The organism is Stenotrophomonas sp. YJH_SMC_10, from assembly GCF_059371555.1.
Window position 1 is genome coordinate 40,605 of the sequence record NZ_JCAFUS010000012.1, and the last position, 25,917, is coordinate 66,521.

The 25,917-nt window shown below is 67.6% G+C and carries 25 protein-coding genes; 7 read left to right on the forward strand and 18 right to left on the reverse strand.

Going from position 1 to position 25,917, the window contains the following annotated elements:
- Positions 1-2: 2 nt before the first annotated feature.
- From mreD to AC5P9C_RS15380, 3 genes are all read right to left on the reverse strand, one after another.
- Entirely contained in the window at positions 3-488 is a 486-nt protein-coding gene (mreD, locus tag AC5P9C_RS15370) for a rod shape-determining protein MreD (protein WP_049470244.1), read from the reverse strand.
- Positions 485-1,582 carry a rod shape-determining protein MreC gene (gene mreC / locus AC5P9C_RS15375; RefSeq protein WP_343543859.1) on the reverse strand — a complete coding sequence of 366 codons (1,098 nt, stop codon included), beginning with the start codon at positions 1,580-1,582 and terminating at the stop codon, positions 485-487. Before mreC ends, mreD begins: the two co-directional genes overlap by 4 nt.
- Positions 1,583-1,703: 121 nt before the next feature.
- Complete coding sequence (locus AC5P9C_RS15380; protein ID WP_005419402.1) at positions 1,704-2,750, reverse strand: rod shape-determining protein; 1,047 nt, start codon at positions 2,748-2,750, stop codon at positions 1,704-1,706.
- Positions 2,751-3,033: 283 nt separating this feature from the next.
- Here AC5P9C_RS15380 and AC5P9C_RS15385 point away from each other — a divergent pair, with 283 nt between their 5' ends.
- Positions 3,034-3,972, forward strand: a complete 939-nt coding sequence (locus AC5P9C_RS15385; RefSeq protein ID WP_005411078.1) for a carbohydrate kinase family protein — start codon at positions 3,034-3,036, stop codon at positions 3,970-3,972.
- 145 nt (positions 3,973-4,117) lie between these two features.
- On the opposite strand, the gene AC5P9C_RS15390 is transcribed toward AC5P9C_RS15385, so the two are convergent.
- From AC5P9C_RS15390 to ubiE, 4 genes are all read right to left on the reverse strand, one after another.
- Positions 4,118-4,753 (reverse strand): HAD family hydrolase, encoded by a 636-nt coding sequence (locus tag AC5P9C_RS15390; RefSeq protein ID WP_270953665.1) that lies wholly within the window; start codon positions 4,751-4,753, stop codon positions 4,118-4,120.
- Complete coding sequence (locus AC5P9C_RS15395; RefSeq protein ID WP_103282029.1) at positions 4,741-5,472, reverse strand: hypothetical protein; 732 nt, start codon at positions 5,470-5,472, stop codon at positions 4,741-4,743. The genes AC5P9C_RS15390 and AC5P9C_RS15395 overlap by 13 nt, the downstream gene beginning before the upstream one ends.
- A 127-nt stretch (positions 5,473-5,599) precedes the next feature.
- Complete coding sequence (locus AC5P9C_RS15400; RefSeq protein ID WP_414615073.1) at positions 5,600-7,528, reverse strand: M1 family metallopeptidase; 1,929 nt, start codon at positions 7,526-7,528, stop codon at positions 5,600-5,602.
- A 183-nt stretch (positions 7,529-7,711) separates the two neighbouring features.
- The gene (gene ubiE / locus AC5P9C_RS15405; RefSeq protein ID WP_005419407.1) at positions 7,712-8,473 is read right to left on the reverse strand and encodes a bifunctional demethylmenaquinone methyltransferase/2-methoxy-6-polyprenyl-1,4-benzoquinol methylase UbiE; all 762 of its coding nucleotides are present in this window, start codon (positions 8,471-8,473) and stop codon (positions 7,712-7,714) included.
- Positions 8,474-8,553: 80 nt separating this feature from the next.
- Between ubiE and AC5P9C_RS15410 the strand changes: the two genes are divergently transcribed.
- From AC5P9C_RS15410 to AC5P9C_RS15425, 4 genes are all read left to right on the forward strand, one after another.
- The gene (locus tag AC5P9C_RS15410; protein WP_005419409.1) at positions 8,554-9,006 is read left to right on the forward strand and encodes a nucleoside deaminase; all 453 of its coding nucleotides are present in this window, start codon (positions 8,554-8,556) and stop codon (positions 9,004-9,006) included.
- 199 nt (positions 9,007-9,205) lie between these two features.
- Positions 9,206-9,466 (forward strand): hypothetical protein, encoded by a 261-nt coding sequence (locus AC5P9C_RS15415; protein WP_049464600.1) that lies wholly within the window; start codon positions 9,206-9,208, stop codon positions 9,464-9,466.
- Positions 9,467-9,540: 74 nt separating this feature from the next.
- Positions 9,541-9,867 carry a hypothetical protein gene (locus AC5P9C_RS15420; RefSeq protein ID WP_049464602.1) on the forward strand — a complete coding sequence of 109 codons (327 nt, stop codon included), beginning with the start codon at positions 9,541-9,543 and terminating at the stop codon, positions 9,865-9,867.
- A 77-nt stretch (positions 9,868-9,944) separates the two neighbouring features.
- Positions 9,945-10,367, forward strand: a complete 423-nt coding sequence (locus tag AC5P9C_RS15425; RefSeq protein WP_049464604.1) for a low affinity iron permease family protein — start codon at positions 9,945-9,947, stop codon at positions 10,365-10,367.
- Between the two features lie 79 nt (positions 10,368-10,446).
- Here AC5P9C_RS15425 and smeF read toward each other — a convergent pair whose 3' ends face one another.
- From smeF to smeD, 3 genes are all read right to left on the reverse strand, one after another.
- Positions 10,447-11,847 (reverse strand): multidrug efflux RND transporter outer membrane subunit SmeF, encoded by a 1,401-nt coding sequence (gene smeF, locus AC5P9C_RS15430; protein WP_143025173.1) that lies wholly within the window; start codon positions 11,845-11,847, stop codon positions 10,447-10,449.
- A 109-nt stretch (positions 11,848-11,956) separates the two neighbouring features.
- Entirely contained in the window at positions 11,957-15,079 is a 3,123-nt protein-coding gene (smeE, locus tag AC5P9C_RS15435; RefSeq protein WP_049464609.1) for a multidrug efflux RND transporter permease subunit SmeE, read from the reverse strand.
- A 12-nt stretch (positions 15,080-15,091) separates the two neighbouring features.
- A complete protein-coding gene (smeD, locus tag AC5P9C_RS15440) occupies positions 15,092-16,276 on the reverse strand; it encodes a multidrug efflux RND transporter periplasmic adaptor subunit SmeD (protein ID WP_074726175.1) in 1,185 nt (394 codons plus the stop codon).
- 208 nt (positions 16,277-16,484) lie between these two features.
- Here smeD and smeT point away from each other — a divergent pair, with 208 nt between their 5' ends.
- Together smeT and AC5P9C_RS15450 are read left to right on the forward strand one after the other, a co-directional pair.
- A complete protein-coding gene (gene smeT, locus AC5P9C_RS15445; RefSeq protein ID WP_005411090.1) occupies positions 16,485-17,144 on the forward strand; it encodes an efflux transporter SmeDEF transcriptional repressor SmeT in 660 nt (219 codons plus the stop codon).
- Positions 17,145-17,189: 45 nt separating this feature from the next.
- On the forward strand, positions 17,190-18,182 hold the full coding sequence (locus AC5P9C_RS15450; protein ID WP_074726174.1) for a Gfo/Idh/MocA family protein: 993 nt from the start codon (positions 17,190-17,192) through the stop codon (positions 18,180-18,182).
- Positions 18,183-18,278: 96 nt separating this feature from the next.
- Here the strand turns inward: AC5P9C_RS15450 and hslU are convergent, their stop codons facing one another.
- From hslU to AC5P9C_RS15490, 8 genes are all read right to left on the reverse strand, one after another.
- On the reverse strand, positions 18,279-19,652 hold the full coding sequence (hslU, locus tag AC5P9C_RS15455; protein WP_049464617.1) for an ATP-dependent protease ATPase subunit HslU: 1,374 nt from the start codon (positions 19,650-19,652) through the stop codon (positions 18,279-18,281).
- 103 nt (positions 19,653-19,755) lie between these two features.
- Positions 19,756-20,307, reverse strand: a complete 552-nt coding sequence (hslV, locus tag AC5P9C_RS15460) for an ATP-dependent protease subunit HslV (protein ID WP_049464619.1) — start codon at positions 20,305-20,307, stop codon at positions 19,756-19,758.
- 85 nt (positions 20,308-20,392) lie between these two features.
- Positions 20,393-21,289 (reverse strand): tyrosine recombinase XerC, encoded by an 897-nt coding sequence (gene xerC / locus AC5P9C_RS15465; protein WP_074726173.1) that lies wholly within the window; start codon positions 21,287-21,289, stop codon positions 20,393-20,395.
- 16 nt (positions 21,290-21,305) lie between these two features.
- Positions 21,306-21,980: a DUF484 family protein gene (locus tag AC5P9C_RS15470; protein WP_057495124.1), complete on the reverse strand. Its 675-nt coding sequence runs from the start codon at positions 21,978-21,980 to the stop codon at positions 21,306-21,308.
- Entirely contained in the window at positions 21,977-22,828 is an 852-nt protein-coding gene (dapF, locus tag AC5P9C_RS15475) for a diaminopimelate epimerase (RefSeq protein ID WP_074726172.1), read from the reverse strand. Before dapF ends, AC5P9C_RS15470 begins: the two co-directional genes overlap by 4 nt.
- Positions 22,821-23,093 (reverse strand): LPS translocon maturation chaperone LptM, encoded by a 273-nt coding sequence (gene lptM, locus AC5P9C_RS15480; RefSeq protein ID WP_074726171.1) that lies wholly within the window; start codon positions 23,091-23,093, stop codon positions 22,821-22,823. Before lptM ends, dapF begins: the two co-directional genes overlap by 8 nt.
- Positions 23,094-23,175: 82 nt before the next feature.
- On the reverse strand, positions 23,176-23,601 hold the full coding sequence (locus AC5P9C_RS15485) for a YbaN family protein (RefSeq protein ID WP_074726170.1): 426 nt from the start codon (positions 23,599-23,601) through the stop codon (positions 23,176-23,178).
- 53 nt (positions 23,602-23,654) lie between these two features.
- A complete protein-coding gene (locus AC5P9C_RS15490) occupies positions 23,655-25,766 on the reverse strand; it encodes a S9 family peptidase (RefSeq protein ID WP_495205209.1) in 2,112 nt (703 codons plus the stop codon).
- Positions 25,767-25,917: the final 151 nt, after the last annotated feature.

Consider the following 25,917-nt stretch of genomic DNA (forward strand, 5'->3'; position numbering starts at 1 on the left):
GCTCAGCGCCCGCGCTTGCCGAAGCGCACCGCGTCCAGCAGCACGAACACCAGCGGCCACAGGCCCATGCCCAGCAGCGGCGCCCACCAGTACGACCACGGCAGGGTCGGTTCGCCCACCAGGATGTGCACCAGCGCGCTGACGATGCGGTCGTTGAACAGCAGGCCACCGATGGCCAGCATCTGCTGCGACATCGGGAAGAAGCGGATGCGGGCGCGGAAGCGCTGCAGGATGAAGGCCAGCATCACCAGCCGCAGCGCCTGTTCGCCGAGGACACCGCCGTACAGCAGGTCGGCGACCACGCCGCTGGCGAAGGCGATGCCCAGGCCGACGCGCTCGGGCGCTTCGATGACCCAGTACGCCAGCACCAGCGCCAGCCAGTACGGGCGCAGCGGCTGCAGCAGCGCCGGCAACGGCAGCAGGCCCAGCAGCAGCGCCACCACCAGGCTGGCCGGCAGCACCCACGGGTTGTCGCGCAGGCGGCTCATCGCTGCGCCTCCGGCGTGGTCGGTTGCCGGCCAGCGGCCGGCACTACCGGAGCAGCAGGATCAGGCGAGGATGCGGGGGCAACAGTCCTCGTTTGCGACGAGGGCTGTGGCCGGCCAGCGGCCGACACTACCGGGGCGCTGACCGGAGCTGGCGTCGTTGCCGCTGGCGCGATCCCCACAGGCACGGTGGCGCCGGTGGCCGGGCCACCCGGGGCGGTTTCTTCCAGCTGCAGGCGCAGCTCCGGCGGAATGCGGATCGCCGCGCCCGGGCGCAGCAGCAGCACGTCGCGGCCGCGGTCGAGCTGCGCCGCCGGCTTCAGTTCGCCGACCAGGAACGCATGGGTGTCGTCCGGGCGCAGGCCGGTGATGGTGCCGACCGGGAAGCCGGCCGGGAAACGCCCGCCAAGACCGGAGGTGACGATCTCATCGCCCACTTCCACCCCGGCGCTGAGCGGAATATCGCGCAGCTCCAGCGTGTCGCCGCGGCCGTAGACGATCAGGCGCACGCCGTTGCGGGCCACGGTGACCGGCACCGCGTGGTCGGGATCGGTCAGCAGCAGCACGGTGGAGGTGCCGCCGGTCACGCTGATCACCTGCCCCATCAGGCCGCCGGCGTCGATCACGGCCTGGCCGACGTGCACGCCTTCGCGGGCGCCAGCGTCGAGCACCAGGCGCTGCTTCACCGGGTCCAGGTCGATGTCCAGGATCGGCGCCAGCTGCACGTCCAGGCCGCTGCGCTCGGCCACGTTCAGCAGTTCGCGCAGCTGCGCGTTGTCCAGCGCGGCGGTCTGCAGGCGGGTCAGGCGCGCGTTGGCCAGCAGCAGCTGGTTGCGCAGTTCGCGGTTCTCGGCGACCAGCTGGGTATGGCTGGCGGCGGAATCCTTGACCTGGTTGCCGAGCTTGCCGGGCAGGCCGGCCAGGGCCCACACCGGCTGCACCAGGCTGTTGGCCTGCTCGCGCAGGCGCGCCAGCCAGCCGGCCTGGTCATCGAGCACGATCAGGGTGATGGCCAACGCGAGATAGGCCAGCAACCGCAGGGGGCTGGCGGCATCACCGGATCGGGAGGCGACGGGAGGACCGGCGTAGGGCGGCACGGCGACGATTCAACTGGCAGAAGGCGGAAGGGAAACACGCGGACGCCCCGCCGGTGCCGGCCCGCCTTCACGGCGGGCCGCACCCCGGAAGGGCGCGGCGGGCAGGAACGGCCGGGACGGCTTATTCCGGCGCAAAGAACTCGTTGCCGTGCATGTCCACCAGCTCCAGCGCACGACCGCCGCCGCGGGCCACGCAGGTCAGCGGATCGTCGGCCACCTGCACGTGCAGGCCGGTTTCCTCGGAAATCAGGCGATCCAGGTCGCGCAGCAGGGCGCCACCACCGGTCAGCACGATGCCGCGCTCGGCGACGTCGGCGCACAGTTCCGGCGGGGTCTGCTCCAGCGCCAGCTTGACCGCGCTGACGATGCCCGACAGCGGTTCGTGCAGGGCCTCGAGTACCTCGTTGGAGCTGATCTTGATCATCTTCGGCACGCCCTCGGCGAGGTTGCGGCCGGAGATTTCCATCTCGATCACTTCCGCCTGCGGGTAGGCGCAGCCCAGCTCGACCTTGATGCGCTCGGCGGTGGCTTCACCGATCAGCATGCCGTGGTTGCGGCGCACGTAGTTGGTGATCGACTCGTCGAAGCGGTCGCCGCCGATGCGGACCGAGGCCGAATAGACGATGCCGTTGAGCGAGATCACTGCCACTTCGGTGGTGCCGCCGCCGATGTCGATGACCATCGAGCCACGGGCCTCGGTGACCGGCATGCCGGCGCCGATCGCGGCGGCCATCGGCTCTTCGATCAGGAACACGTCACGGGCACCGGCTTCCTCGGCCGATTCCTTGATCGCGCGGCGCTCGACCTGGGTCGAACCGGCCGGCACGCAGACCAGCACGCGCGGGCTCGGGCGCAGCACGCGCGACTTGTGCACCTTCTTGATGAAGTGCTTGAGCATCGCCTCGGTGTAGGTGAAATCGGCGATGACGCCGTCCTTCATCGGGCGGATGGTGGTGATGTGGCCCGGGGTACGGCCGAGCATCTGCTTGGCCTCGGCGCCCACGGCTGCCACCGAGCGGGTGCCACCGATGGCACGGTCCTGGCGCACGGCCACGACCGACGGCTCGTTCAGCACGATCCCCTGCCCGCGCACGTAGATGAGGGTGTTGGCCGTGCCCAGGTCGATGGACAGGTCGTTGGAGAACATGCCACGGAGTTTCTTGAACATCTGAGGAAGGAGTCCTGAGGGGTGTCGTGCCCGCCGCGGGATGGCGAAAAAATGGGCAGAAATCGAGGCCGACAAGCCTAGCAACCCGCCTGCCGCCGAGCAAGGAAAAAACTAGCTGAACCCGCGTCTTCACAGGCTTTCGGCCTGATCGGGCATCACCCGGTTCTGGCCCTGAGCGGCACCAGCGGGTAACCTTTGCGCCGTCGGGCGCCCAAGGGCGCCGTTTGCTTGCCCGCTGAACCGGGCCGGCCCACCCCAAAATTCACCGCATAGGCTTACATCGATGTCCGCTCTGATCTGTGGTTCTCTTGCCTTCGACACCATCATGGTGTTCCCGGACCAGTTCAAGAATCACATCCTGCCGGACAAGGTGCACATCCTGAACGTGTCTTTCCTGGTGCCGCGCATGCGCCGCGAGTTCGGCGGCTGCGCCGGCAACATCGCCTACAACCTGCACCTGCTGGGCGGCCAGCCGATCCCGATGGGCACCGTGGGTTCGGACTTCGGCCCGTACCGCGAGTACTTCGAAGGCCTGGGCATCGACCTGTCGCGCGTGCGCGTGATCGATGAGCTGTTCACCCCGCAGGCGTTCATCACCACCGACCACGACAACAACCAGATCACCGCCTTCCACCCGGGCGCGATGATGCGTTCCTACGAGAACCATGTGCGCGGCGTGCCGGGCGTGACCCTGGGCCTGGTCGGCCCGGACGGCCGCGAAGGCATGATCCAGAACGCGCAGGAATTCCACGAGGACGGCATCCCGTTCATCTTCGACCCGGGCCAGGCCATGCCGCTGTTCAACGGCCCTGAGCTGCGCGCCTTCATCGATCAGGCCGACTATGTGGTGGTCAACGACTACGAGTCGAACCTGCTGCAGGAGCGCACCGGCTGGGACGAAAAGGAGATCGTCAGCCGGGTCAAGGCCTACATCACCACCCGCGGCCCGAAGGGCGCGGTCATCCACACCCCGGAAAAGAGCTACGACATCCCGCCGGCGCACGAGCGCCGCGTGGTCGACCCGACCGGCTGTGGCGACGCCTTCCGCGCCGGCCTGATCTACGGCATCCAGAAGGGCTACGACTGGCTGACCATCGGCCGCATGGGCAACCTGATGGGCGCACTGAAGGTCGAGCATCCGGGCACGCAGAACCAGCGCTTCACCTTCGATGAGTTCAACGAGCAGTTCAAGCAGCAGTTCGGTTACGCGCTGGGCGCGTAAACCGAACTGCCCGCGCATTCCACCTTATCCCTGCGCCTTCGGCGCGCTCCCGTGAACAACAAGGGGGGCTTTCCACCCGATGCGCTGCTGGGAATGCTGTTGGTAGGTGTCGACCTTGGTCGACACTGCCGGCCAGCGGCCGGCACTACCCCTTCTGCTGCCAGGCCGCCAACAGCGCGCGGCAATCGGCGAAATGCCAGTCGGCCCGGCCCGGCCATGGGTTCTCCGGCAGATTGACCAGCACGGTGTGCGTGCCTGCGGCACGGCCGCACTCCAGGTCGTAGGCGTGGTCGCCAACCATCACCGCCTCCGCCGCTGCAATGCCCCAGCGCCGCAGGTGCTGCTGCAGGCCATCCGGCGAGGGCTTGGGCACCGCTTCATCACGGCCGACGATGTCGGCATCATCGAACAGTTCCCCGACCCCGATCGCCTCCAGCGTCAGCTTCGCCAGCGCATGGTCGTTGCGGGTCAGGATGCCCAGCCGGCACCCGGCGGCCGCCAGCGCGCGCAGCAGCGTCACCGCACCCGGCGCGGGCAGCGCGTCCTCGGCCAGCGCGCGCTCGTGATCCAGCAACCACGCGCGCTTGGCCTGCGCCGGCGCATCCGGCAGCGCCGCGATATGGTCGAGGATGTCTTCCTCGGCCGCGATCTGCAGCGCACGGCGGATCGCGGCGAAATCATGCACGGCCACCGTCAGCGTGCCGTCCATGTCGAATACCCAGTGCCGGATCGCGGACAACGCGTGCACTGCGCTGCCCGCCGCCCCCGTCACTGCCACCACTGCGGCATGCGGCTGGCGTCGACGCCACCGGTTTCGAACACCGCCGTGCGGGTGCCGCCGGCCTTGACCGGGAACTCGATGCTGATCGACTTGCCCTTGCGCGCCAGCTTCCACAGCGCCTTCTGGTCGGTGATGAACAGGGCGATGGCTTCATCGGTCTTCGGGCGCCACGCGGCCATCGATACCGGCTTGCCATCGTCCACGGTCACCTTCACCGTGCACTGCGGGCAGCGGAAATCACCGGCCTGCAGCACCAGGTAAGCGTGCCGCTTCCACTCCGGGTGATCGCGGAACACCAGCTGCACCGGCTTGGCGCCGCTGCCATCCACGTCCACCCGTTCCTTGCTGTAGATCTGCGCCGACACCTGGTTGCCCTTGCTGCCCACCGGGATCTGGTTGTACTGCCACAGCGCCTGCATGCGGCGCAGGTCGCGGGCGGCATCGCCCTTGGCCTTGACCTCGTCGAAGCCGGCGGCAATGCGTTCGGCGGCGGCGGTGTCCTTGTACTGGTCCAGCAGCGAGGCGCCATGCAGGCGCGCGCGTTCCCAGTCCTGCGCGGCCACGGCCATGTCGTACTGCTTGGCCACGTCCTCGGCCTTGGCTTCCTTCTGCGCCTGCACGGCGGCCGCGGCGGCTTCCTGCGCCTTGCGCTCTTCCTCGGGGTTGCTGCAGCCGGCCAGGGCCAGCATGCAGGCGGTGAGCAGGATCAGTCGTTTCATGGCGGAGGTCCTATGCGAGTGCATCCCGATTCTATCGGCAGCGAAAAGCGGATACACCAACGGCGGGTTTCCCCGCCGTTGGTGGTGAAGCAATGACCGGTTGCCGGCCAGCGGCCGGCACTACCGCTTACTTGGCTTCGGCCTTGGCCAGCATGTCCTGTACCGAGGCCGTGGTGATCGGGTGGTAGCCCGGCTTGGCCTTTTCGAAGGCCTGCTTGGCCAGCTCCAGCCCCTTCGGGGTCTTCACCAGTTCGGCGTAGATCGGCAGGATCAGCTTGCGACGGCCGACGCGTTCGATGAACGCAGCGGCGCCTTCATTGGCCTGCTCGTAGCCGCTGCGGATCGCCAGCGGGTACCAGCGCATGGCGATTTCGCCATTCGGGGTGCCAGTGAAGTGGAACGACTTGTCCAGCGTGGCCAGCTTGTCCAGCGGCTGGGTCGCGCCCAGGCCGTCGATGAAGCGCACCCATTCCTGCGTGCTCCAGTCGGCGATGACCTGGCTGCTGGGCACGGTGCCGGCGCTGGCGAAGGCAATGCGCGCGGTATCGACGCTGCTGAAGTTGCGCGACTGCGCCTTGGCCGCAAACGCCGGGATGCCCGGCTCGTCCAGCCACGCCTTCAGTTCGGCCTCGGTCACGGCCGACGGATTCTTCGGCAGCAGGTTCTTCTTCATGTACGCGACGAACTGGTCGGTGTTCGCGCTCTGGAAGGCGTGGTCATCGAACCAGCCCCGCAGGAACGGATCGAAGGTCTCACGGCCGAAGCGCTGCTCCAGGAACTCCAGGAACCATGCACCCTTGACGTAGGCGACCTGGCTGAGCGCTTCGTCGGGGTCGCGCTCGTTCAGCGGCGGCAGCGCCAGCGCCTGGTCGGCCGGGCTCATGTCCTTCACTTCGGCCAGCAGGTCGGTCTGGTCGATCTGCTTCTCCATCTCGGCCATCTCCTTGCCGTACAGGGCTTCGGTGATGCGGCCCTGGACGTAGGTGGTGAAGCCTTCATTGAGCCAGATGTCCTTCCAGCTGGCGTTGGTCACCAGGTTGCCCGACCAGCTGTGCGCCAGTTCGTGGGCGACCAGCGAGACCAGCGACTTGTCGCCGACGATCACGGTCGGGGTGGCGAAGGTCAGGCGCGGGTTTTCCATGCCGCCGAACGGGAACGACGGCGGCAGCACCAGCATGTCGTAGCGGCCCCAGCGGTATTCACCGTACAGCTTCTCGGCGGCACCGATCATCTTCTCGGTGTCTTCGAATTCCTTGGCGGCCTTGTTGACCATGGTCGGCTCGGCCCAGACGCCGGAGCGGCCGGAGATCGGCTCGAACACCAGGTCACCGGCGGCGATGGCCAGCAGGTAGGACGGAATCGGCTGCGGCATCTTGAAGGTGTAGTCACCGTCACGCGCGGCCTTCGGATCGTTGTCGGCGCTCATCAGCACCATCACGTCCGGGCGCGAGACCACGTGCGCGCTGTAGGTGAAGCGCACGCTCGGGGTGTCCTGCAGCGGCACCCAGGAGCGGGCATGGATGGCCTGCGACTGGCTGAACATGAAGGGCAGCTTCTTGCCCTCGGTCATCGACGGCGCCAGCCACTGCAGGCCCGAGGCGGTCGGTGCAGTGTGGTAGGTCACTTCCACCTTGGCCGGCTGCTCCGCGGCCTCGATGGTCAGCTTGCTGCCGAACACCTTGTCGGCCGGGGCCAGTTCGAACTTCAGCGGGCTGCGCGCGCCATCGGCGGCGACGGCCTCGACCTTGGACACGGTCAGCTCGCGGGTGTCGAGCACCAGCTGGCTGGCGTCCTTCTGCTTCCATTCCAGCGTATAGGTGGCGGTACCGCCGATCTGCATCTGGTCGAAGTCCAGCTTCAGATCCAGCGCGATGTCCTTGATGACGACCTTGTCCGGCTCGGCGTACGAGCTTTCGTCGTGGCTGCGGTTCTCGGCGTTCACGGGGGCGGCGGGGGCCTTGGCGGCAGTCGGGGCGGCGGCGGGCGCGGCCGCCTCCTGGGAGCAGCCGGCGGCCAGGGCCACGGCCAACGGAAGGAGCATCAGCGGATTACGCATGAATCGGGACCGTTACGGGGATCAAACCCCAATGGTACCTCCCTCCGGCCGCGCAGGCGTTGCGCGGTGCGGGGTAATGGCGGCCCACAGCACCGGTAGTGCCGGCCGCTGGCCGGCATCCGCACGGACGATGACCGGGCACGGGGATGCCGGCCAGCGGCCGGCACTACCCGGACACCGGGCTTACAGCTTGTAGCCGGAGTGGATCGAGACGATGCCGCCGGTCAGGTTCTTGTAGTGGCAGCGCTCGAAGCCGGCCTGCCCCATCATCGCCTTCAGTTCGTCCTGCGGCGGGTGCTTGCGGATGCTCTCGGCCAGGTACTGGTAGCTGTCCGAATCGTTGGCGAACAGCTTGCCCAGCCTGGGCAGGATCTTGAACGAGTGGAAGTCGTAGATCGGCTTGAACCAGTCCGCCGTCACTTCGGAGAATTCCAGCACGCGGGCCTGGCCGCCCACCTTCAGCACGCGGTACATCTCGCGCAGGCCGGCGTCCTTGTCGGTCACGTTGCGCAGGCCGAAGGCAATGGTGACCAGATCGAAGCTGTTGTCCGGGAACGGCAGGGCTTCGGCATTGCACTGCACGTAGTCCAGGCCCAGCACCAGGCCGCGGTTGGTCAGGCGGTCACGGCCGACCGACAGCATGCCGGCGTTGATGTCGCCCAGCACCACCGAACCCTCGGCGCCGACGCGCTCCTTCAGCAGGGCGGCGATGTCGCCGGTGCCGCCGGCCAGGTCCAGCACGCGGTCGCCCGGCTTCACCTGCGCGGTCGCCACGTAGTAGCGCTTCCACGCCCGGTGCACGCCCAGGCTCATCAGGTCGTTCATCAGGTCGTAGTTGCGCGCGACCGAGGTGAACACCTGGCCGACCAGCTTCTGCTTGTCCTTGGCGGCGACGTCGCGGAACCCGAAATGGGTGGTACCGGCTTTGTAGGGGGATTCGCTCATGCCCCCGATTATCGCACCGCCGGGGGCCAGCGGCACCCCCTGCCCGTATCATGGCGGGCCACGACTTACCGGAGCCCCACATGATCACCACGCCCGACTACCAGGCCCTGCTGCAGACCGCCATCGCCGAAGCCCGCCAGGGCCTGGCCGAAGGCGGGGTGCCGATCGGCGCGGCGCTGTACCACAACGACGGGCGCCTGCTCGGCTGCGGCCACAACCGTCGCGTGCAGGAAGGTGACCCGTCGGTGCACGGCGAGACCGACGCCTTCCGCAAGGCCGGCCGCCAGCGTCGCTACCAGGACACCATCATGGTCACCACCCTGGCCCCGTGCTGGTACTGCTCCGGGCTGGTGCGCCAGTTCAACATCGGCACCGTGGTGGTGGGCGAATCGCGCACGTTCCAGGGCGGCATCGACTGGCTGCGGGAGAACGGCGTCAACGTGATTGACCTGGACAACCAGGAATGCGTGGACCTCCTGGGTGATTTCATCAGCCGCCACCCGGACATCTGGAACGAAGACATCGGTGAATGAGCAGCGCAGCGCCTGCCGTTCCACCCGTTTAATGAACGCTTCAGTGCCGGCACGTTCTAGTGCCGGCAGCGTTTGCGGCCATCACTGTGACCTTGTGCACAGTCAGGGAGCGGGCCTGCACACGTTGCGGTAACACTCGCCCCCGCCAACACGCCTACGGTGGGGTTCACCGGGGCTCCTTTCCCCGGCGGAGCCAGCCATGTGCGCGCACGCCGTACGCCCTACGCCAGACCCGATTCTTGCCCCGATCCGCGACCGCCTGCAGCACCAGTTCGCGCTGCATCGGCGCGGTGCATTGTTCTGGACCGCCTACCAGGGGCTGCAGCTGGAACTGGCGCGCAGCCATCCGCTGGAGCATGAGCGCCTGTGCAACGCCATGGCCGACATGGCCGAAGACCTCGGCGCCGTCGAGCATGCGCAGCTCATAGGCAATCGCAACGCCGGCTCCACATCCCGCTGACACGGCATGCACCGGCGCATACGCCACACTGCGATCACCCCCCACTCCCATCCACCTCAACCGATTGGATCGACATGCACGCTGAAGTTCCCGCCATTCCCCCGGTCATCAACGTTGACGCCGAGCTTGATCACTGGCGCCGCCAGCATGCCGACGGCGCGCTGCCGCACAACTCGTTCGGCTCCTACGTGCCGTGGATCAAGTTCGCCTGTGATTCGCTGATCACCCAGCCGCGCGCCAGCAATGCGCAGCGCGACGAGATGTTCCAGACCCAGTACGCCCTGCAGATCATGCCCCGCCTGAGCGAAGCCCAGGCCCGCGAATTCGTCGACCGTTGCTGGCAGCACGTCTACCAGAGCAGCCCGGTACGCCTGCAGGACGCGCCGCGCCTGCGCGCCTGAGCTGCGGCGAAGCGGCTGCACGGTCCCTGCACGAGCCACTACCGATCATCCTCGTCACCTGAGTGGGACGGACGACGATGAAAGCACGCAACCTGTTCAACACCATCGCCAAGAAGGCCGCGGCAGCCACCGGCTCGCCCTGGACCTTCCTGGCCGCCGTGACCATCGTGGTGGTCTGGGGCATCAGCGGTCCGGTGTTCGGCTTCAACGACACCTGGCAGCTGGTGATCAATACCGGCACCACCATCATCACGTTCCTGATGGTGTTCCTGATCCAGCACACGCAGAACGCGGACACTGCCGCGATGCAGATCAAGCTGGACGAGCTGATCCGCGCGACCAGCGAGGCCAACAACGAGCTCCTGGACCTGGAAGAACTGGACGAGGAGCGGCTGGAAGAAATCCGGCGCGAGTACGAGCAGATGGCACGCGAAGCTGGCGACGCGCTGGCGCGCGTCCGCGCCTGCCACGCCGCGCGGCGTGACGACGAAGCGGTCTAGCCCTGTAGTGACACTGCCGGCCAGCGGCCGGCACTACCCTCGATCATCAAGGTAGAGCCGGCCGCTGGCCGGCTGTCCTTCAGCCGCGCTCGTGCCAGCCACCGCCCAGCACCTTGTACAGGGTGATGCGGTTGGACTGCTGCGCCAGCTGGGCCTGCAGCTGGGTCTTCTGCGCGTTGTAGGCGGTGCGCCGTGCGTCGAGCAGGGTCACGAAGCTGTCCAACCCGGCGTCATAGCGCGCCTGCGACAGCCGATTGGCCTGCTCGGCCGCCTCCACCAGGCGCTGCTGCGCGCTGACCTGCTCGTCCAGGCTGACGTTCAGCGCCAGCGCGTCGGCGGTTTCGCGGAAGCCCACCTGGATCGCCTTCTCGTACTGCGCCAGCGCGATATCGCGGTCGGCATTGGCGATGGCGAGGTTGGCGCGCAGCTTGCCGCCCTGGAAGATCGGCAGGGTGATCTTCGGCAGGAAGCTCCACACGCGGGTGCCGCTGTCGAACAGGTTGGACAGTTCGGTCGAGCCACTGCCGATGCTGCCGGTCAGCGAAATGCTCGGGAAGAACGCCGCACGTGCCGCGCCGATGTTGGCGTTGGCGGCCAGCAGCTGGTGCTCGGCGGCCATGATGTCCGGGCGCTGCAGCAGCACGTCGCTGGGCAGGCCCGCCGGCGGCGGCGCCAGCGCGAGCAGCTGCGGGCCGATGCTGTCCGGCAGCAATGCCGGATCCAGCTGGCCACCGGCCAGCAGCGCCAGCGCATTGCGGTCCTGGGCCAGCTGCCCGCGCAGGCGCGCGGCATCGGTGCGTGCGGTCTCGACCAGGGTGCGGGTCTGGGTCAGCTCCAGGGCGGAGCTGCCACCGCGTTCGTGGCGTGCCTCGGCCAGGCGCAGCGAATCCGCGTAGGTCTTCAGCGTGGCCTCGGCAATCTTCAGCTGCTGCGCATCGGCACCATAGGTCAGCCACGCGGTGGCGGTCTCGGCGACCAGGCTCAGCTGCGCGTTGCGGCGGTTGGCGGCCACGGCGAAGTACTGCTGCAGCGCCGCTTCGCTGAGGTTGCGGACGCGGCCGAACAGGTCCAGCTCGAACTCGGCCACGCCAACACCGGCGGTGAACTGCTCGGTGACGCCGGCGTCGGTGCCCTGGCGCTGCATCTGCCCGGTCACGGCCACGCCGGGCACGCGGTCGGCGCGCTGCACGCGGTACTGCCCCCGCGCGCGTTCAACGTTGAGCACGGCCACGCGCAGGTCGCGGTTGTTCTGCAGCGACTGCTCGATCACCTGCTGCAGGCGCCGATCAGTGAAGAAGTCGCGCCAGCCGACGGCGGCGACATCGGCGACCTGGCCCTGCGCGGCCTCGGCCGGCCACTGCGCCGGGATGGCCGGCGCGACGGCGGTGTCCTTCGGCGCCAGGGTGGAGCAGCCGGCGAGCGCGAGCGCGGCGGCAATGGAGAGGAACAGGGATGCACTTTTCATGGGAATGGCTTCCATCGGTACTGCCGGATGGCAGGAGGTAGTGCCGGCCGCTGGCCGGCAACCTCGTTGGATTCACATCAAGCAAGCAGTAGGTGCCGGCCAGCGGCCGGCACTACCGATTCGCTTACGTCGCGGACTTGCGCTTGAACACGCGCTGCACCACCACGAAGAACAGCGGCACGAAGAACACGCCGAGCACGGTGCCGACGATCATGCCGCCCAGCACGCCGGTGCCGATCGCCTGCTTGGCGCCGGAGCCGGCACCGCTGGAAATCGCCAGCGGTACCACGCCCATGCCGAAGGCCAGCGAAGTCATCACGATCGGGCGCAGGCGGTCGCGCACGGCGTGCATGATCGCGTCGACCAGGCTGGCGCCCTTCTCCAGGTTTTCCTTGGCGAACTCGACGATCAGGATCGCGTTCTTGCTGGTCAGGCCCACCGTGGTCAGCATCGCCACCTGGAAGTAGATGTCGCGCTCCAGGCCCTTGAAGGTGTTGGCCAGCACGGCACCGAGGATGCCCAGCGGGGCGGCCAGCAGTACCGCGGTCGGCACGCTCCAGCTTTCGTACATCGCGGCCAGGCACAGGAACACGATCATCAGCGACAGCGTGTACAGCAGCGGCGTCTGCGAGCCGGCCTGGCGCTCCTGGTAGGACATCGCCGTCCACTCGATGCCGAAGCCTGCCGGCAACTGCTTGGCCAGCTGCTCGATTTCGGCCATGGCATCACCGGAGGCAACACCCGGGGCCGGTTCACCCTGGATTTCCATTGCCGATACGCCGTTGTAGCGCTCCAGGCGCGGCGAGCCGTAGTCCCAGTGCTTGGTGGCAAAGGCGCTGAACGGCACCATCTCGCCCTTGTCGTTCTTCACGGACCAGAGATCGAAGTCCTCCGGCACCATGCGGAACGCCTGGTCGGCCTGCACGAACACGCGCTTGACGCGGCCGCGATCGACGAAGTCATCGATGTACGAACTGCCCCATGCGGCCGCCAGCGTGCCGTTGATCTGGTCGATCGACAGCCCCAGCGAGGTTGCCTTGGCTGCGTCGATGTCGATGCGGAACTGCGGCGTGTCTTCCTGGCCGTTCGGGCGCACGTTGGCCAGCTTCTTGCTGCCGGCGGCAAGGCCAAGCAGCTGGTTGCGCGCGGCCACCAGTGCCTCGTGGCCCTGGCCACTGTTGTCCTTCAGGAAGAAGGTGTAGCCCGAGGCGGTACCCAGTTCCGGAATGGCCGGCGGCGGGAAGGCGAAGATGAAGGCATCCTTGATCTGGCCCAGTGCCGCCATCGCGCGGCCGGTGATCGGCATCACGCCATTGTTGGCGTCACGCTCGCTCCAGTCCTTCAGCTTGACGAACGCCATGCCCGCATTCTGGCCCATGCCGGCGAAGCTGAAGCCCTGCACCGAGAACACCGAGTCCACCGCGTCCTTCTCGTTCTGCAGGAAGTGGTTTTCCAGTGCCGCGATCGATTCCAGCGTGCGCTCCTGGGTGGCGCCGACCGGCGCCTGCACCAGCGCCATCAGCACGCCCTGGTCTTCGTTGGGCAGGAACGAGCTGGGCAGGCGCACGAACAGCACGCCCATCAGCACGAACAGCGCCGCCACGATGCCCATGAAGCGCCACGGACGGTGGATGATGCCGCGCACGCCGCGCTGGTAGCGTTCGCTGGTGCGGTCGAAGCCGCGGTTGAAGCCATTGAAGAAGCGACCGGCCAGGCCACGGTGGGCGACGTGGTGCTCGCCCTTCTTCAGCGGCTTGAGCAGGGTCGCGCACAGCGCCGGGGTCAGCACGATCGCGACCAGCACCGACAGCGCCATCGCCGAGACGATCGTGGCCGAGAACTGGCGGTAGATCACGCCGGTGGAGCCGCTCATGAAGGCCATCGGCACGAACACCGCCGACAGCACCAGGCCGATGCCGACCAGCGCACCGGTGATCTGGCCCATCGACTTGCGGGTCGCTTCAAGCGGCGACAGTCCTTCCTCGGACATGATGCGCTCGACGTTCTCCACCACCACGATGGCATCGTCCACCAGCAGGCCGATCGCCAGCACCATCGCGAACATGGTCAGCATGTTCACCGAGAAGCCCAGCATCGCCAGCACGCCGAACGTACCCAGCAGCACCACCGGCACCGCGATGGTCGGGATCAGGGTGGCGCGGAAGTTCTGCAGGAACAGGTACATCACCACGAACACCAGCACGATCGCTTCGATCAGGGTCTGCACCACGCCCTTGATCGACACGCGCACGAACGGGGTGGTGTCGTACGGGACCTCGGCCTTCAACCCGGCCGGGAAGAAGCTCTTCATGTCCTCCAGCGCAGCGTTCACGCCTGCGGCGGTGTCCAGCGCGTTGGCGCCGGTGGCCAGGGTGACCGCCAGGCCGCTGGCCGGCTGTCCGTTGTAACGGGTGACGAAGTCATAGGATTCGGCACCCAGTTCGACACGGGCAACGTCGCCCAGGCGCAGCTCGGCACCGTCCTGCGCGCCGCGCACGATGATGTTGCGGAACTGCTCCGGGGTCTGCAGGCGCGACTGCGCGTTGATGGTGGCGTTGAGCTGCTGGCCCTTCACCGACGGCGCACCGCCGAGCTGGCCGATCGCCACCTGGGCATTCTGCGCCTTGATCGCAGCGGTCACTTCCGGCACCGACAGGCCATAGGTATGCAGCTTGTTCGGGTCCAGCCAGATGCGCATGGCGTACTTGCCACCGAACACCTGGATGTTGCCCACGCCCGGCACGCGGCTCAGGCGGTCGACGACATTGGAACCGACGTAGTCGGCGATGTCGTTGGCGTCCATGCTGCCATTCTCGGACACGAACGCGATGACGTTCAGGAAGCCCGAGCTGGACTTGGCCACGTTGATGCCCTGCCGCTGCACTTCCTGCGGCAGCAGCGGCATGGCCAGCTGCAGCTTGTTCTGCACCTGCACCTGGGCGATGTCCGGGTTGGTGCCGCTCTCGAAGGTCAGGGTGATGGTGGCCTGGCCGTTGGACGAGCTGTTGGAGGAGAAGTAGATCAGGCCATCAAGGCCCTTCATGTTCTGCTCGATGATCTGCGTCACCGAGTCCTCGACCACCTTGGCCGACGCACCCGGGTAGGTGGCGCTGATTTCCACCGCCGGCGGTGCGACGTTGGGGTACATCGAGACCGGCAGCTTGAACAGGGCCAGGCCGCCGGCGAGCATGATGATGATGGCGATCACCCACGCAAAGATGGGTCGATCGATGAAAAAGCGTGCCATGGGGTTCTCCGCTTACTTCGCGTCGCCGGCCGGGGCGGCAGGCTGGGCGGTCGCTGCCGGCGTGGCCGGAGCTGCGCCCTTCTCGGTGGCCTTGACCGGCATGCCGGGGCCGATCTTCTGCAGGCCTTCGACGATGACCCTGTCGCCGGCCTTCAGGCCGTCCTCGACCAGCCACTTGTCGCCGACCGTGCGGCTGACCTTGACCGGGCGCACTTCGACCTTGTTGTCCTTGCCGACCACCATCGCGGTGGTGTCGCCCTTCGGGTCGCGGGCGATGCCCTGCATCGGCACCAGCACCGCATCGCTGCGCACGCCGCCGCCGATCACCGCACGCACGTACATGCCCGGCATCAGCAGGCCGTCCGGGTTGTCCACCTTCACGCGCAGGCCGAAGCTGCCGGTGGTCGGATCGACGCTGACTTCGGAGAACTCCAGCGTGCCCTTGTGCTCGAAGGTGCTGCCGTCTTCCATCAGGATGCTGACCGGGAGGGTCTGGTTGTCCTGCAGGCGGCCGGCAGCCAGTTCGCGGCGCAGCTGCAGCAGCTCGGCCGAAGACTGGGTCAGGTCGACATAGATCGGGTCCAGCTGCTGCACCGTGGCCAGCGCATTGGCCTGACCGGCGCTGACCAGCGCACCCTGGGTGACGCTGGACTTGCCGATGCGGCCGCTGATCGGCGCAGTGATGCGGGCGTAGCCCAGGGTGACGTTGGCCGCATCCAGCGAGGCCTTGGCGGCACCGACGTCCGCTTCGGCCTGCTTCTGCGCGGCCACGGCGTTTTCCAGGTCCTGCTGGCTGACCGCATCGACCTTGGCCAGCTCGGTGATGCGCCTGGCGCTCAGGCGGGCGGCATTGGCGGTGGCTTCGGCACGGGCCAGCTGGGCGCGGGCGTTGTTGGCCTGGGCGCGGTAGCTGGCGTCGTCGAGCTGGTACAGCGGCTCGCCGGCCTTGACCATGCCGCCCTCGGTGAACAGGCGCTTGGCGACGATGCCATTGACCTGCGGGCGCACTTCGGCAACCAGGAAGGCATTGGTACGGCCCGGCAGTTCGCGGGTCAGGCCCACGGTCTCGGACTTCAGGGTGACCACGCTGACCTCGCCCGGGCCCTGCTCGGGGGCCTGGGGTTGGCCGCCACAGGCAGCCACGGTCGCAGCGATCGCCAGCGACAACGCAATGGGTCGGATTCGGCTCAGCAACATGACGGAAAGGCTCTCAGGGGAAGGAATCTCAAAAAGCGCTGATATCGACCGATCGGGCCGGCAGGCAACGCGCTCCGGCGTGCGGCGGCAGCCACGGGCGGCCTGCCAGGTACACGGCGGGAATGATGGGAGCGAAATATACATACATGCTTGTTTGTTTGTAAACAGGTACAATTCAGCCACGTTTCACCCGCACTCGTACCCATCCATGGCCCGCAAGACCAAAGAGGACACCCAGGCAACCCGGGAAGGCATCCTTGACGCCGCCGAAGCCTGCTTCCATGAACACGGCGTGGCCCGGACCACGCTGGAGATGATCGGTGCCCGCGCCGGTTACACCCGCGGCGCGGTCTACTGGCACTTCAAGAACAAGAGCGAGGTGCTGGCCGCGATCGTCGAACGCGTGCACCTGCCCTTCATGCAGGAACTGGAGCGCACCTCGACCGACCAGCGCGATACCCCGGTGCACGACCTGCGCGCGGTGATGATCCACTCGTTCATCGAGCTGTCCGAGGACGAGCGCCTGCGCAAGACCATGGAGATCATGCTGCGCAGTGATGCCTCGGCCGACACCCGGGTACTGACCGAAATGCAGCAGGCCGGCTTCCGTGATGCGCTGGACCGGATGGAGCGCGCCCTGCGCCGCGCCCGCGACCTGGGCCAGCTGCGCGAGGGTGCCGACCCCAAGATCGCCGCACGCATGCTGCACGCGACCGTGCTGGGCGTGCTGCACGGCGCGATGGTCGAACCGGACCTGATGGACCTCAAGCGCGATGGCATGCTCGCGCTGGACATGACTCTGGCTGCCTACGTGAAGGACGGCGTGTTCGTTCCCGGCACCGTCCCCGAGCCGCTGCCCGAGGCGTGAACGAGGCTGCTCCCATCACTGCGGCACCCCTGCAAGGGTAGATCGATGATCCTGGACAACGTGGTGTGGGGCTTCATCGGCTGCGGCAGCGTCACCGAGAAGAAGAGCGGTCCGGCGCTGGCCAGTACGCCCGGCTCGCGGGTGGCGGCGGTCATGCGCCGCAATGCCGCATTGGCCGAAGACTATGCGCGCCGCCACGCGATTGCGCGCTGGTACGCGGATGCCGATGCACTGATCGCGGATCCTGAAGTGAACGCGGTGTACGTCGCCACCCCACCCTCCACGCACATGCAGTACGCATTGCAGGCGATCGCCGCAGGCAAGCCGGTCTACATCGAAAAGCCGATGGCAATGGACCATGGCGAATGCGAACGCGTTCTGGACGCCAGCGCGCGCTGCGGCGTGCCGGTGTTCGTGGCTTATTACCGCCGTGCCCTGCCCCGTTTCGCGCAGGTGAAGCAGCTGCTGGACAGCGGCGCGATCGGTACGCCGCGCAGCGTGCGCGCGACCCTGCACCGGCCGCATTCGGCGGCTGCCGCATCGCCGGATTTCTGGCGGACCAACCCCGCCATCGCTGGCGGCGGGCTGTTCGTCGACCTGGGCTCGCACACGCTGGACCTGCTCGACCATCTGCTGGGGCCGCTGAGCGATGTACGCGGCCTGGCCAGTTCGTCGACCGGCGCTTACGCCGCCGAGGACAGCGTCTCGATGTGCTTCCGCATCGGGCCAGGCGTGCATGGCATCGCGCAATGGAGCTTCTGCGCGTTCCGTCGCCAGGATGAGATCGAGATCACCGGCGACCGTGGCCAGCTGCGCTTTGCGACCTTCGAGGATGTACCGGTGGTGCTGGAAACCGAAGCGGGCGTGCAGGCCTTCGACATCCCGAACCCGCCGTCGGTCCAGCAGCCGTTGATCGCGCGCCTCGTGGGCGAGCTGCGTGGCAGCGGCCGTTCGCCATCGACCGGCGCCACCGCTGCGCGCACCAGTGCGGTGATCGACCAGGTGCTGCGGGACTACCGCACCCGGCCATCGCGCTGACCGCACAAGAAAAAGGCCGCCTTGCGGCGGCCTTTTCTGTTGCAGCGGGCGGGGCCAGAGCCCTCGCCGCGGCGAAGGATCCGACCCCATCGGGCGTTACAGGATGTAGCGGCTCAGGTCCGGATCCTGCACCAGCTCGCCCAGGTGCTTGTCCACGTAGGCGCTGTCGATCGCCAGGCTTTCACCGTCACGGTCCGGTGCCTCGTAGCTGAGTGAATCCAGCAGGCGCTCCAGCACGGTGTGCAGGCGGCGGGCACCGATGTTCTCCTGGCGCTCGTTCACCTGGAAGGCGATCTCGGCCAGGCGGTCGATGGCATCGGCGGTGAAGCTGACCTTGACCCCTTCGGTGGCCAGCAGTGCTTCGTACTGCTTGGTCAGCGCGGCCTTCGGTTCGGTCAGGATGCGCACGAAGTCATGCTTGCTCAGTGCACCCAGTTCAACGCGGATCGGGAAACGACCCTGCAGTTCCGGAATCAGGTCGCTGGGCTTGGCCAGGTGGAACGCGCCCGACGCGATGAACAGGATGTGGTCGGTCTTGATCGTGCCGTACTTGGTGGACACGTTGGAGCCTTCCACCAGCGGCAGCAGGTCACGCTGCACGCCTTCGCGCGATACATCACCACCGCCCACGTTGTCACCGCGCTTGGCGACCTTGTCGATCTCGTCGATGAAGACGATGCCATGCTGCTCGCAGGCTTCGATCGCGGCGGTACGGATGTCGTCCTCGTTGACCAGCTTGCCGGCCTCTTCCTCGACCAGCAACGGGCGCGCGGCCTTGATGGTCAGCGTGCGCTTGTGCGCCTTGGCGCCGCCGCCGAGGTTGGCGAACATCGACTTCAGCTGCTGGCCCATTTCCTCCATGCCCGGCGGGGTCATGATGTCCATGCTCACGTTCGCGGCCAGGTCCAGCTCGATCTCGCGCTCGTCCAGCTCGCCGTTGCGCAGCATCTTGCGGAACTTGATGCGGGTCTCGTTGTCCTGCGCCGACGGCTCGTTGCGCGCCACTTCCGGATCGAAACCGATGCCACCGCTGCGGCGCGGCAGCAGTGCATCGAGGATGCGGTCTTCGGCGCGCTCTTCGGCCTGGGTGCGCACGCGCACCTTGGCCTGTTCGCGATACAGCTTGACCGCGGTATCGGCCAGGTCGCGGATGATCTGCTCGACGTCCTTGCCGACATAGCCGACTTCGGTGAAGCGGGTCGCTTCGACCTTCACGAACGGCGCGTTGGCCAGGGTGGCCAGGCGGCGCGCGATCTCGGTCTTGCCGACGCCGGTCGGGCCGATCATCAGGATGTTCTTCGGCATCACTTCATTGCGCAGCTCGGGCACCAGCTGCATGCGGCGCCAGCGGTTGCGCAGGGCGATGGCCACCGCGCGCTTGGCGTCGTGCTGGCCGACGATGTGTCGGTCCAGTTCCTGCACGATCTCGCGCGGGGTCATGGTGGCGGAGGAAACTTCGATCTTCGACATGGATGTGCTCACGGATTCTTTGTCGGTAGTGCCGGCCGCTGGCCGGCAACCAGGCACGCGTGCGGGGGAGCATGAGGTTGCCGGCCAGCGGCCGGCGCTACCCTCACAGCTCTTCGACCACCACGTTGCGGTTGGTGTAGATGCAGATGTCGCCGGCGATGCCGATCGCTTCGCTGGCAATGGTGCGCGCATCCAGTGCGGTGTGCGCCATCAGCGCGCGCGCCGCAGACAGCGCGTACGAGCCACCGGAGCCGATGGCGATGATGCCGTCCTCCGGCTCGATCACATCACCGGTGCCGCTGATGATCAGCGAGGTTTCCTTGTCGGCCACCGCCAACAGGGCTTCCAGCTTCCCCAGGCGACGCTCGGTGCGCCAATCCTTGGCCAGTTCGACCGCTGCGCGCTGCAACTGGCCGTGCTTCTCCAGCTTGGCCTCGAACAGCTCGAACAGGGTGAAGGCATCGGCCGCGGCGCCGGCGAATCCGGCCAGCACCTGGCCGTCGCGGCCAAGGCGGCGCACCTTGCGTGCATTGCCCTTCATCACGGTGTGGCCCAGCGTGACCTGGCCGTCGCCGGCAATGGCCACGTGCTCGCCGCGACGGACGCAGACGATGGTGGTGGCGTGGAAAACGTTGGGGTTCTGACTGGGGTCCATGATGCCTCCGGGGTGACAGAACCAGAGGTGGGGACTGCGCTGCGCCCTTCAAGCCACCCGCGACCGGCTGCCGCAAGGGCAACGTTCAGCTTTCTCCGCTGCCGTCGTTGCTGCGTCGGCGCTTCGCGCGCGGGTGCGCGGCGTCGTAGACCTTGGCCAGGTGCTGGAAATCGAGGTGGGTATAGATCTGCGTGGTGGCGATGTCGGCGTGGCCCAGCAGCTCCTGCACGCCGCGCAGGTCGCCGGACGATTCCAGGATATGGCTGGCGAAACTGTGCCGCAGCATGTGCGGGTGCACCTGCTTGAACAGGCCCTGGCGCTGCGCCAGCTGGCGGATGCGGATCTGTACCGCACGCGGGCTGATCGGCCCGTTGCGGCCGGGAAATACCGGCGAAGCCGGGCCGCCACCACTTTCCGCGCGCCAGGCCTGCAGCGCTTCGCGCGCCGGCCGGCCGAACGGCACCCTGCGCTGGCGGTTGCCCTTGCCCAGCACGTTGACCAGGCCGCTGTCGAAATCCAGATCGCGCCAGGTCAGCGCGCAGACTTCGCTCAGGCGCAGGCCCGAGGAATAGAACAGCTCCAGCAGCGCGCGGTCACGGCGGCCGAGGTCGCCGTCCGGCTCCAGCTCGACCAGCTGCACGGCCTCATCGGCATCGAGAACCTGCGGCAAGCGGCGCGGCGCGCGCGGGGCCTTCAACGTCGCCGCCGGGCTGGCCTCGACGCGTCCGTGCTTGAGCAGCCAGGCGTAGAAGCTTCGGCAGGCCGACAGGCGGCGCTGCAGGCTCTTGGCCGACAGCCCGCGGCGATGCTCATCGGCCACGAACTGGCGCAACGCATCGGCATCCAGTGCTTCCACGGCCACGCCGCGCGGCTCGGCCCAGGCCGACAGCGCGTCCAGGTCGCGGCGGTAGGCATCCAGCGTATGCGCCGACATCCGCCGCTCCACCTGCAGGTGCTGCAGGAAGGCCTGTACCGCGCTCATCGCCGTCGTGCCCTGCTCAGCCCGCGAAGCGCTTCAGGCCAGTGGCCAGGGCGTCGCCCATCATGCGCAGGAACAACGTGCCCATGCCCGGGTAGAAGCGGTTCGGGTCGTGGCTGCCGACCGCGATCAGGCCCACCCCTGGCAGTGGCAGCAGCGCGGTGGTCTGCACTTCCTCGCTGCGCGCGCCGTACAGCACGGCGTTCTTTTCCGGCTGCAGGCGGCCGCAGATCGGCTCGCCGTCCTTCAGGCAGTCGCGGAACGGCCCCAGCTGCGGATCATCGGCAGCGATCACCTGCAGCCAGTCGGCCTGCTCCAGCCCGGCCACCGGCGCATGCACCACCAGCCGCACCAGGTCGCCGGCGAAGTCTTCCTGAAGCGATGCGGCCATCGCGCGCAGGGTGTCAGCCGCGTTGTCCTGCTTCATCAGTGCCAGGGTCAGCTGGTGCGTACGCACCGCCAGCCGTTCATTGACCTGGGCGGTCGCGCCCAGGTCGGCCAACCGTCGCGCCAGCTCGCGGTTCTTCTCGCGCAGGACTTCCAGCTGGTAGCTGGCCAGCGACGCGGTCGGGCCGTCATCACGCGGCACCACCAGGGTCAGCGCCAGGTCCGGGAACTGCTTGAGGAAGCCGGGATGACGCCGCAACCAGGCAGCGACTTCATGGGCCCCGAGCTTGTCGACGGTTTCGGTCATGCCACCCACTCCCCTTCGAAGACGAATGCGGTCGGGCCGGCCATCACCACCGGCTGGCCCTCGCCCGGCCACTGGATGCGCAGGTCGCCGCCGGGCAGGCTGATGCGGGCATCCCGCTGCAGGCGGCCGCGCTGCATCAGGGTCACCGCGGCGGCGCAGGCGCCACTGCCGCAGGCCAGGGTTTCGCCGACGCCGCGCTCGAACACGCGCAGGCGGGCGTGCGCCGGGCCCATGACCTGGGCAAAGCCCACGTTCACCGACCTCGGGAACGACGCGTGCTGCTGCAGCAGCGCACCCACGCGCTCGACCGGTGCGGCATCGATCAGGCCCACTTCGATCACGGCATGCGGGTTGCCCATCGACACTGCGGCGAAGCGTACGCTCTCGCCCTGCAGCGGCAGCAGGTATTCCTCGCGCGGGTGGGCAAAGCCCACCAGCGGCACGTTGGCCGGCTCGAACGCGGGCACCCCCATGGTCACGGCGAACTGGCCATCGCCCAGCACCTTCGCTTCATGGCTGGCCAACGGGCTGTCGATGACGAATGTATCGCCTTGCGCACTGCCTTCGCGCACCAGCCAGGCCGCGATGCAGCGCGCGCCGTTGCCGCACTGTTCGGAGTTGGAGCCGTCGGCATTCCAGATGCGGTACGAGGCCACCGAACCGTCCGCACGCGGCGCCTCGATGGTCAGGATCTGGTCGCAGCCGACGCCGGTGTGGCGGTCGGCCAGGCGCGCGGCCAGTTCAGGCGTGGGCGGCGCGGTGCCGTCACGCAGATCAATCACTACGAAATCATTGCCCGCGCCATGCATCTTGCTGAAGCGCAGGGCCCTGGAACCGGCCTTACTCATTCCCGCTGCCCGCCGTCTTCTCCGGCGCGGGTGCCGGCTGGGTGGTCGGTGCAGCCGGGTCCACGGTGGTGGCCGGGGTAGCGGTGCCCTGGGTCTGCGCCGGGGTCGCCTCGGTGGCGGGCTCGGCTGCCGGTTCGACGGTCTCTTCCACCGGCACCGGCTTCTGCGGCAGTACCAGCGGGCCCTTGTTGCCGCAGGCGGCGAGGAGCAGCAGCGAGGCCGCTGCCAGCGGAATCAGGATGGCGTTTCGATGGGGGATCTTCATGCCCCGAGTATAGCCATTGGCGGCTGAGCGGTTGGTGCAGGGGATCGGGTTGCCGGCCAGCGGCCGGTACTACCGCCGGTGCTCAATCCGCGGGGGGCGGCAGCGGCCGGGTCCACAGCCAGATCGCCACCACGGTCATGCTGCCGATCGAGAACCACTTCACCCAGGCGATCGGCACGCACCACAGCATGATGCCGGCGCATACCGCCATGGTGATCGTGGCCATCCACTTGCCGTAGCGGCTGACCGCGCCGTGCGCCTGCCAGTTGGCGATGGCCGGGCCGAAGCGCGGATGCTGCAGCAGCCAGGTGTGCAGGCGCTCGGATCCGCGCGAGGCGGCCCACGCCGAGATCAGGATGAACACGGTGGTGGGAAGGCCCGGCACGAAGATGCCGACGATGCCGGTGCCCAGGCTGGCGTAGGCCAGCAGCCACCACGCCCAGCGGAAACGCACCACGCGTGGCGGCACAGCGCTATCGCCGGAGGCTGGTGGTTCGGGCAGGCTCATGGCCGCAAGGATACCGGTTCGGGGCGCCGGGAATGCCCGGCACCCCTTCACGCTCAGGGCTGGGCGATGCCCAGCTGCTGCAGCACGAATGCGTACGACTCGGACAGCTGGCGGTAGCGCTGGAAGCGCCCCGACTTGCCGCCGTGGCCGGCTTCCATGTTGGTGCGGAACAGGATCGGGTAGTGGCCGGTGTTGTCATCCCGCAGCCTGGCCACCCACTTGGCCGGCTCCCAGTACTGCACCTGCGAATCCCACAGGCCGGTGCCCACGAACAGCGCCGGGTAGGCCTGCCGCTTCACGTTGTCGTAGGGCGAGTAGGACAGCATGTAGTCGTAATACTGTTTCTGTTCCGGGTTGCCCCACTCGTCGTACTCGTTGGTGGTCAGCGGAATGGTCGGGTCGAGCATGGTGGTGACCACGTCGACGAACGGCACCTGCGCCACCATCACCCGGTAATCCTGCGGCGCCTGGTTGGCCACCGCGCCCATCAGCAGGCCACCGGCGCTGCCGCCGGACGCGGCGACGCGATCCTTCGCCGCCCAACCCTGCGCGACGAGGCCGCGGGTGACATCGATGAAGTCGTTGAAGGTGTTCTGCTTGTGCAGCAGCTTGCCGTTCTCGTACCAGTCGCGGCCCATTTCCTGGCCACCGCGGATGTGGGCGATGGCATACACCACGCCACGATCGAGCAGGCTGACCGCCGTCTGGTTGAAGTACGGGTCCATCGACATGCCGTAGCTGCCGTAGGCGTACTGGAACAGCGCGCCCTTGCCATCCTTCTGGTAGCCCTTGCGGTAGACCAGCGACACCGGCACCTTCACCCCATCACGCGCGGTGATCCAGACGCGATCGGTTTCGTACTTCGAGGCGTCATAGCCGATCACCGGCTGCACCTTCAGTTGGCGGCGCTCACCGGTGGCGGTGTTCAGTTCGAACACCGTGGTCGGGGTGGTCATCGAGGTGTAGACGTAGCGCAGCCACGGCGTATCGGCCTCGGTGTTGTCGCCCAGGCCCATCGAATACGCCGGCTCATCAGCCTTCACGTAGTCGCTGCGGCCATCCTTGAACAGCAGGCGGATACGCTCCAGGCCCTCGGAACGTTCGGCGATGGCGGTGTACGCATCGAACAGTTCAAAGCCCTCGATGAACACCGCATCGTCGTGCGCGATCCAATCCTTCCATTGCGCGCGCGAGGTGGCATCGGTCGGCGCAGTGACCAGCTTGAAGTTCTTCGCACCGTCGTTGGTGCGGATCACCCAGCGGCCGTCGTAGTGGTCGGCGTCGTATTCGACGTCGCGCTGGCGCGGAGCCAGCACGGTGAACGTGGTCGGATCGCTGGCCGGCGCGTAGCGCTCTTCCGACGACACCGTGCTGTGCACGCCGATGGTGATGAAGCGATCGTCGCGGGTGCGGCCGATGCCCATGTAGAAGCTGTCGTCCTGTTCTTCGTAGACCACGGTGTCGGCGCTGACCGGGGTGCCCAGCACGTGCTTTTTCACCCGCACGGTCAGCAGCGTTTCCGGATCGTTCTCGACGTACAGCACGGTGCGGTTGTCGTCGGCCCAGACCAGGTCGCCGGAGCTGCCGGTGATCACATCGGGCAGCACCTGGCCGGTGCGCAGGTCCTTGAAGCGGATCGTGTACTGGCGGCGGCCGACATCATCATCGGCCCAGGCCAGCAGCTGGTTGTCCTGGCTCACTTCCATCGAGCCGACGCTGAAATAGCCCTTGCCGGCGGCCATGGCGTTGACGTCCAGCAGGATCTCCTCGGCGGCCTCCATGCTGCCCTTGCGGCGCGCGTGGATCGGATAGTCCTGGCCGGTCTCGAAGCGGCTGTAATACCAGTAGCCGCGCTCACGCGCCGGCACGCTGGAATCATCCTGCTTGATGCGGCCGACGATCTCCTTGTACAGGGTGTCTTCGAGCGGCTTGAGCGGCGCCAGCACCTGGTCCGCGTAGGCATTCTCGGCCTGCAGGTAAGCCAGCATGTCCTTGTTCTCGCGCTTGTCGTCGCGCAGCCAGTAATAGTCATCATTGCGGGTCGCGCCGAACGGCGCCTTGACCACATGCGGATGCCTGGCGGCATCCGGCGGAACGGGCGGAGTGGCGGCGGTAGCAGTCGTGGTCATCAGGCTGGCGAGCAACAGGCAGAGGGTGGACTTCATGAAATAGGGTTCCTGGCGCATCAATGCAATGGTCTTCGGCGGGGTCACATCCGTTTTCCCGAAAGGGGATCTGACCCCAATCCCGGCAATGCGGCAACCCTGCGGATCGTCATGGTGGCCATGCCTGCCGGTAGTGCCGGCCGCTGGCCGG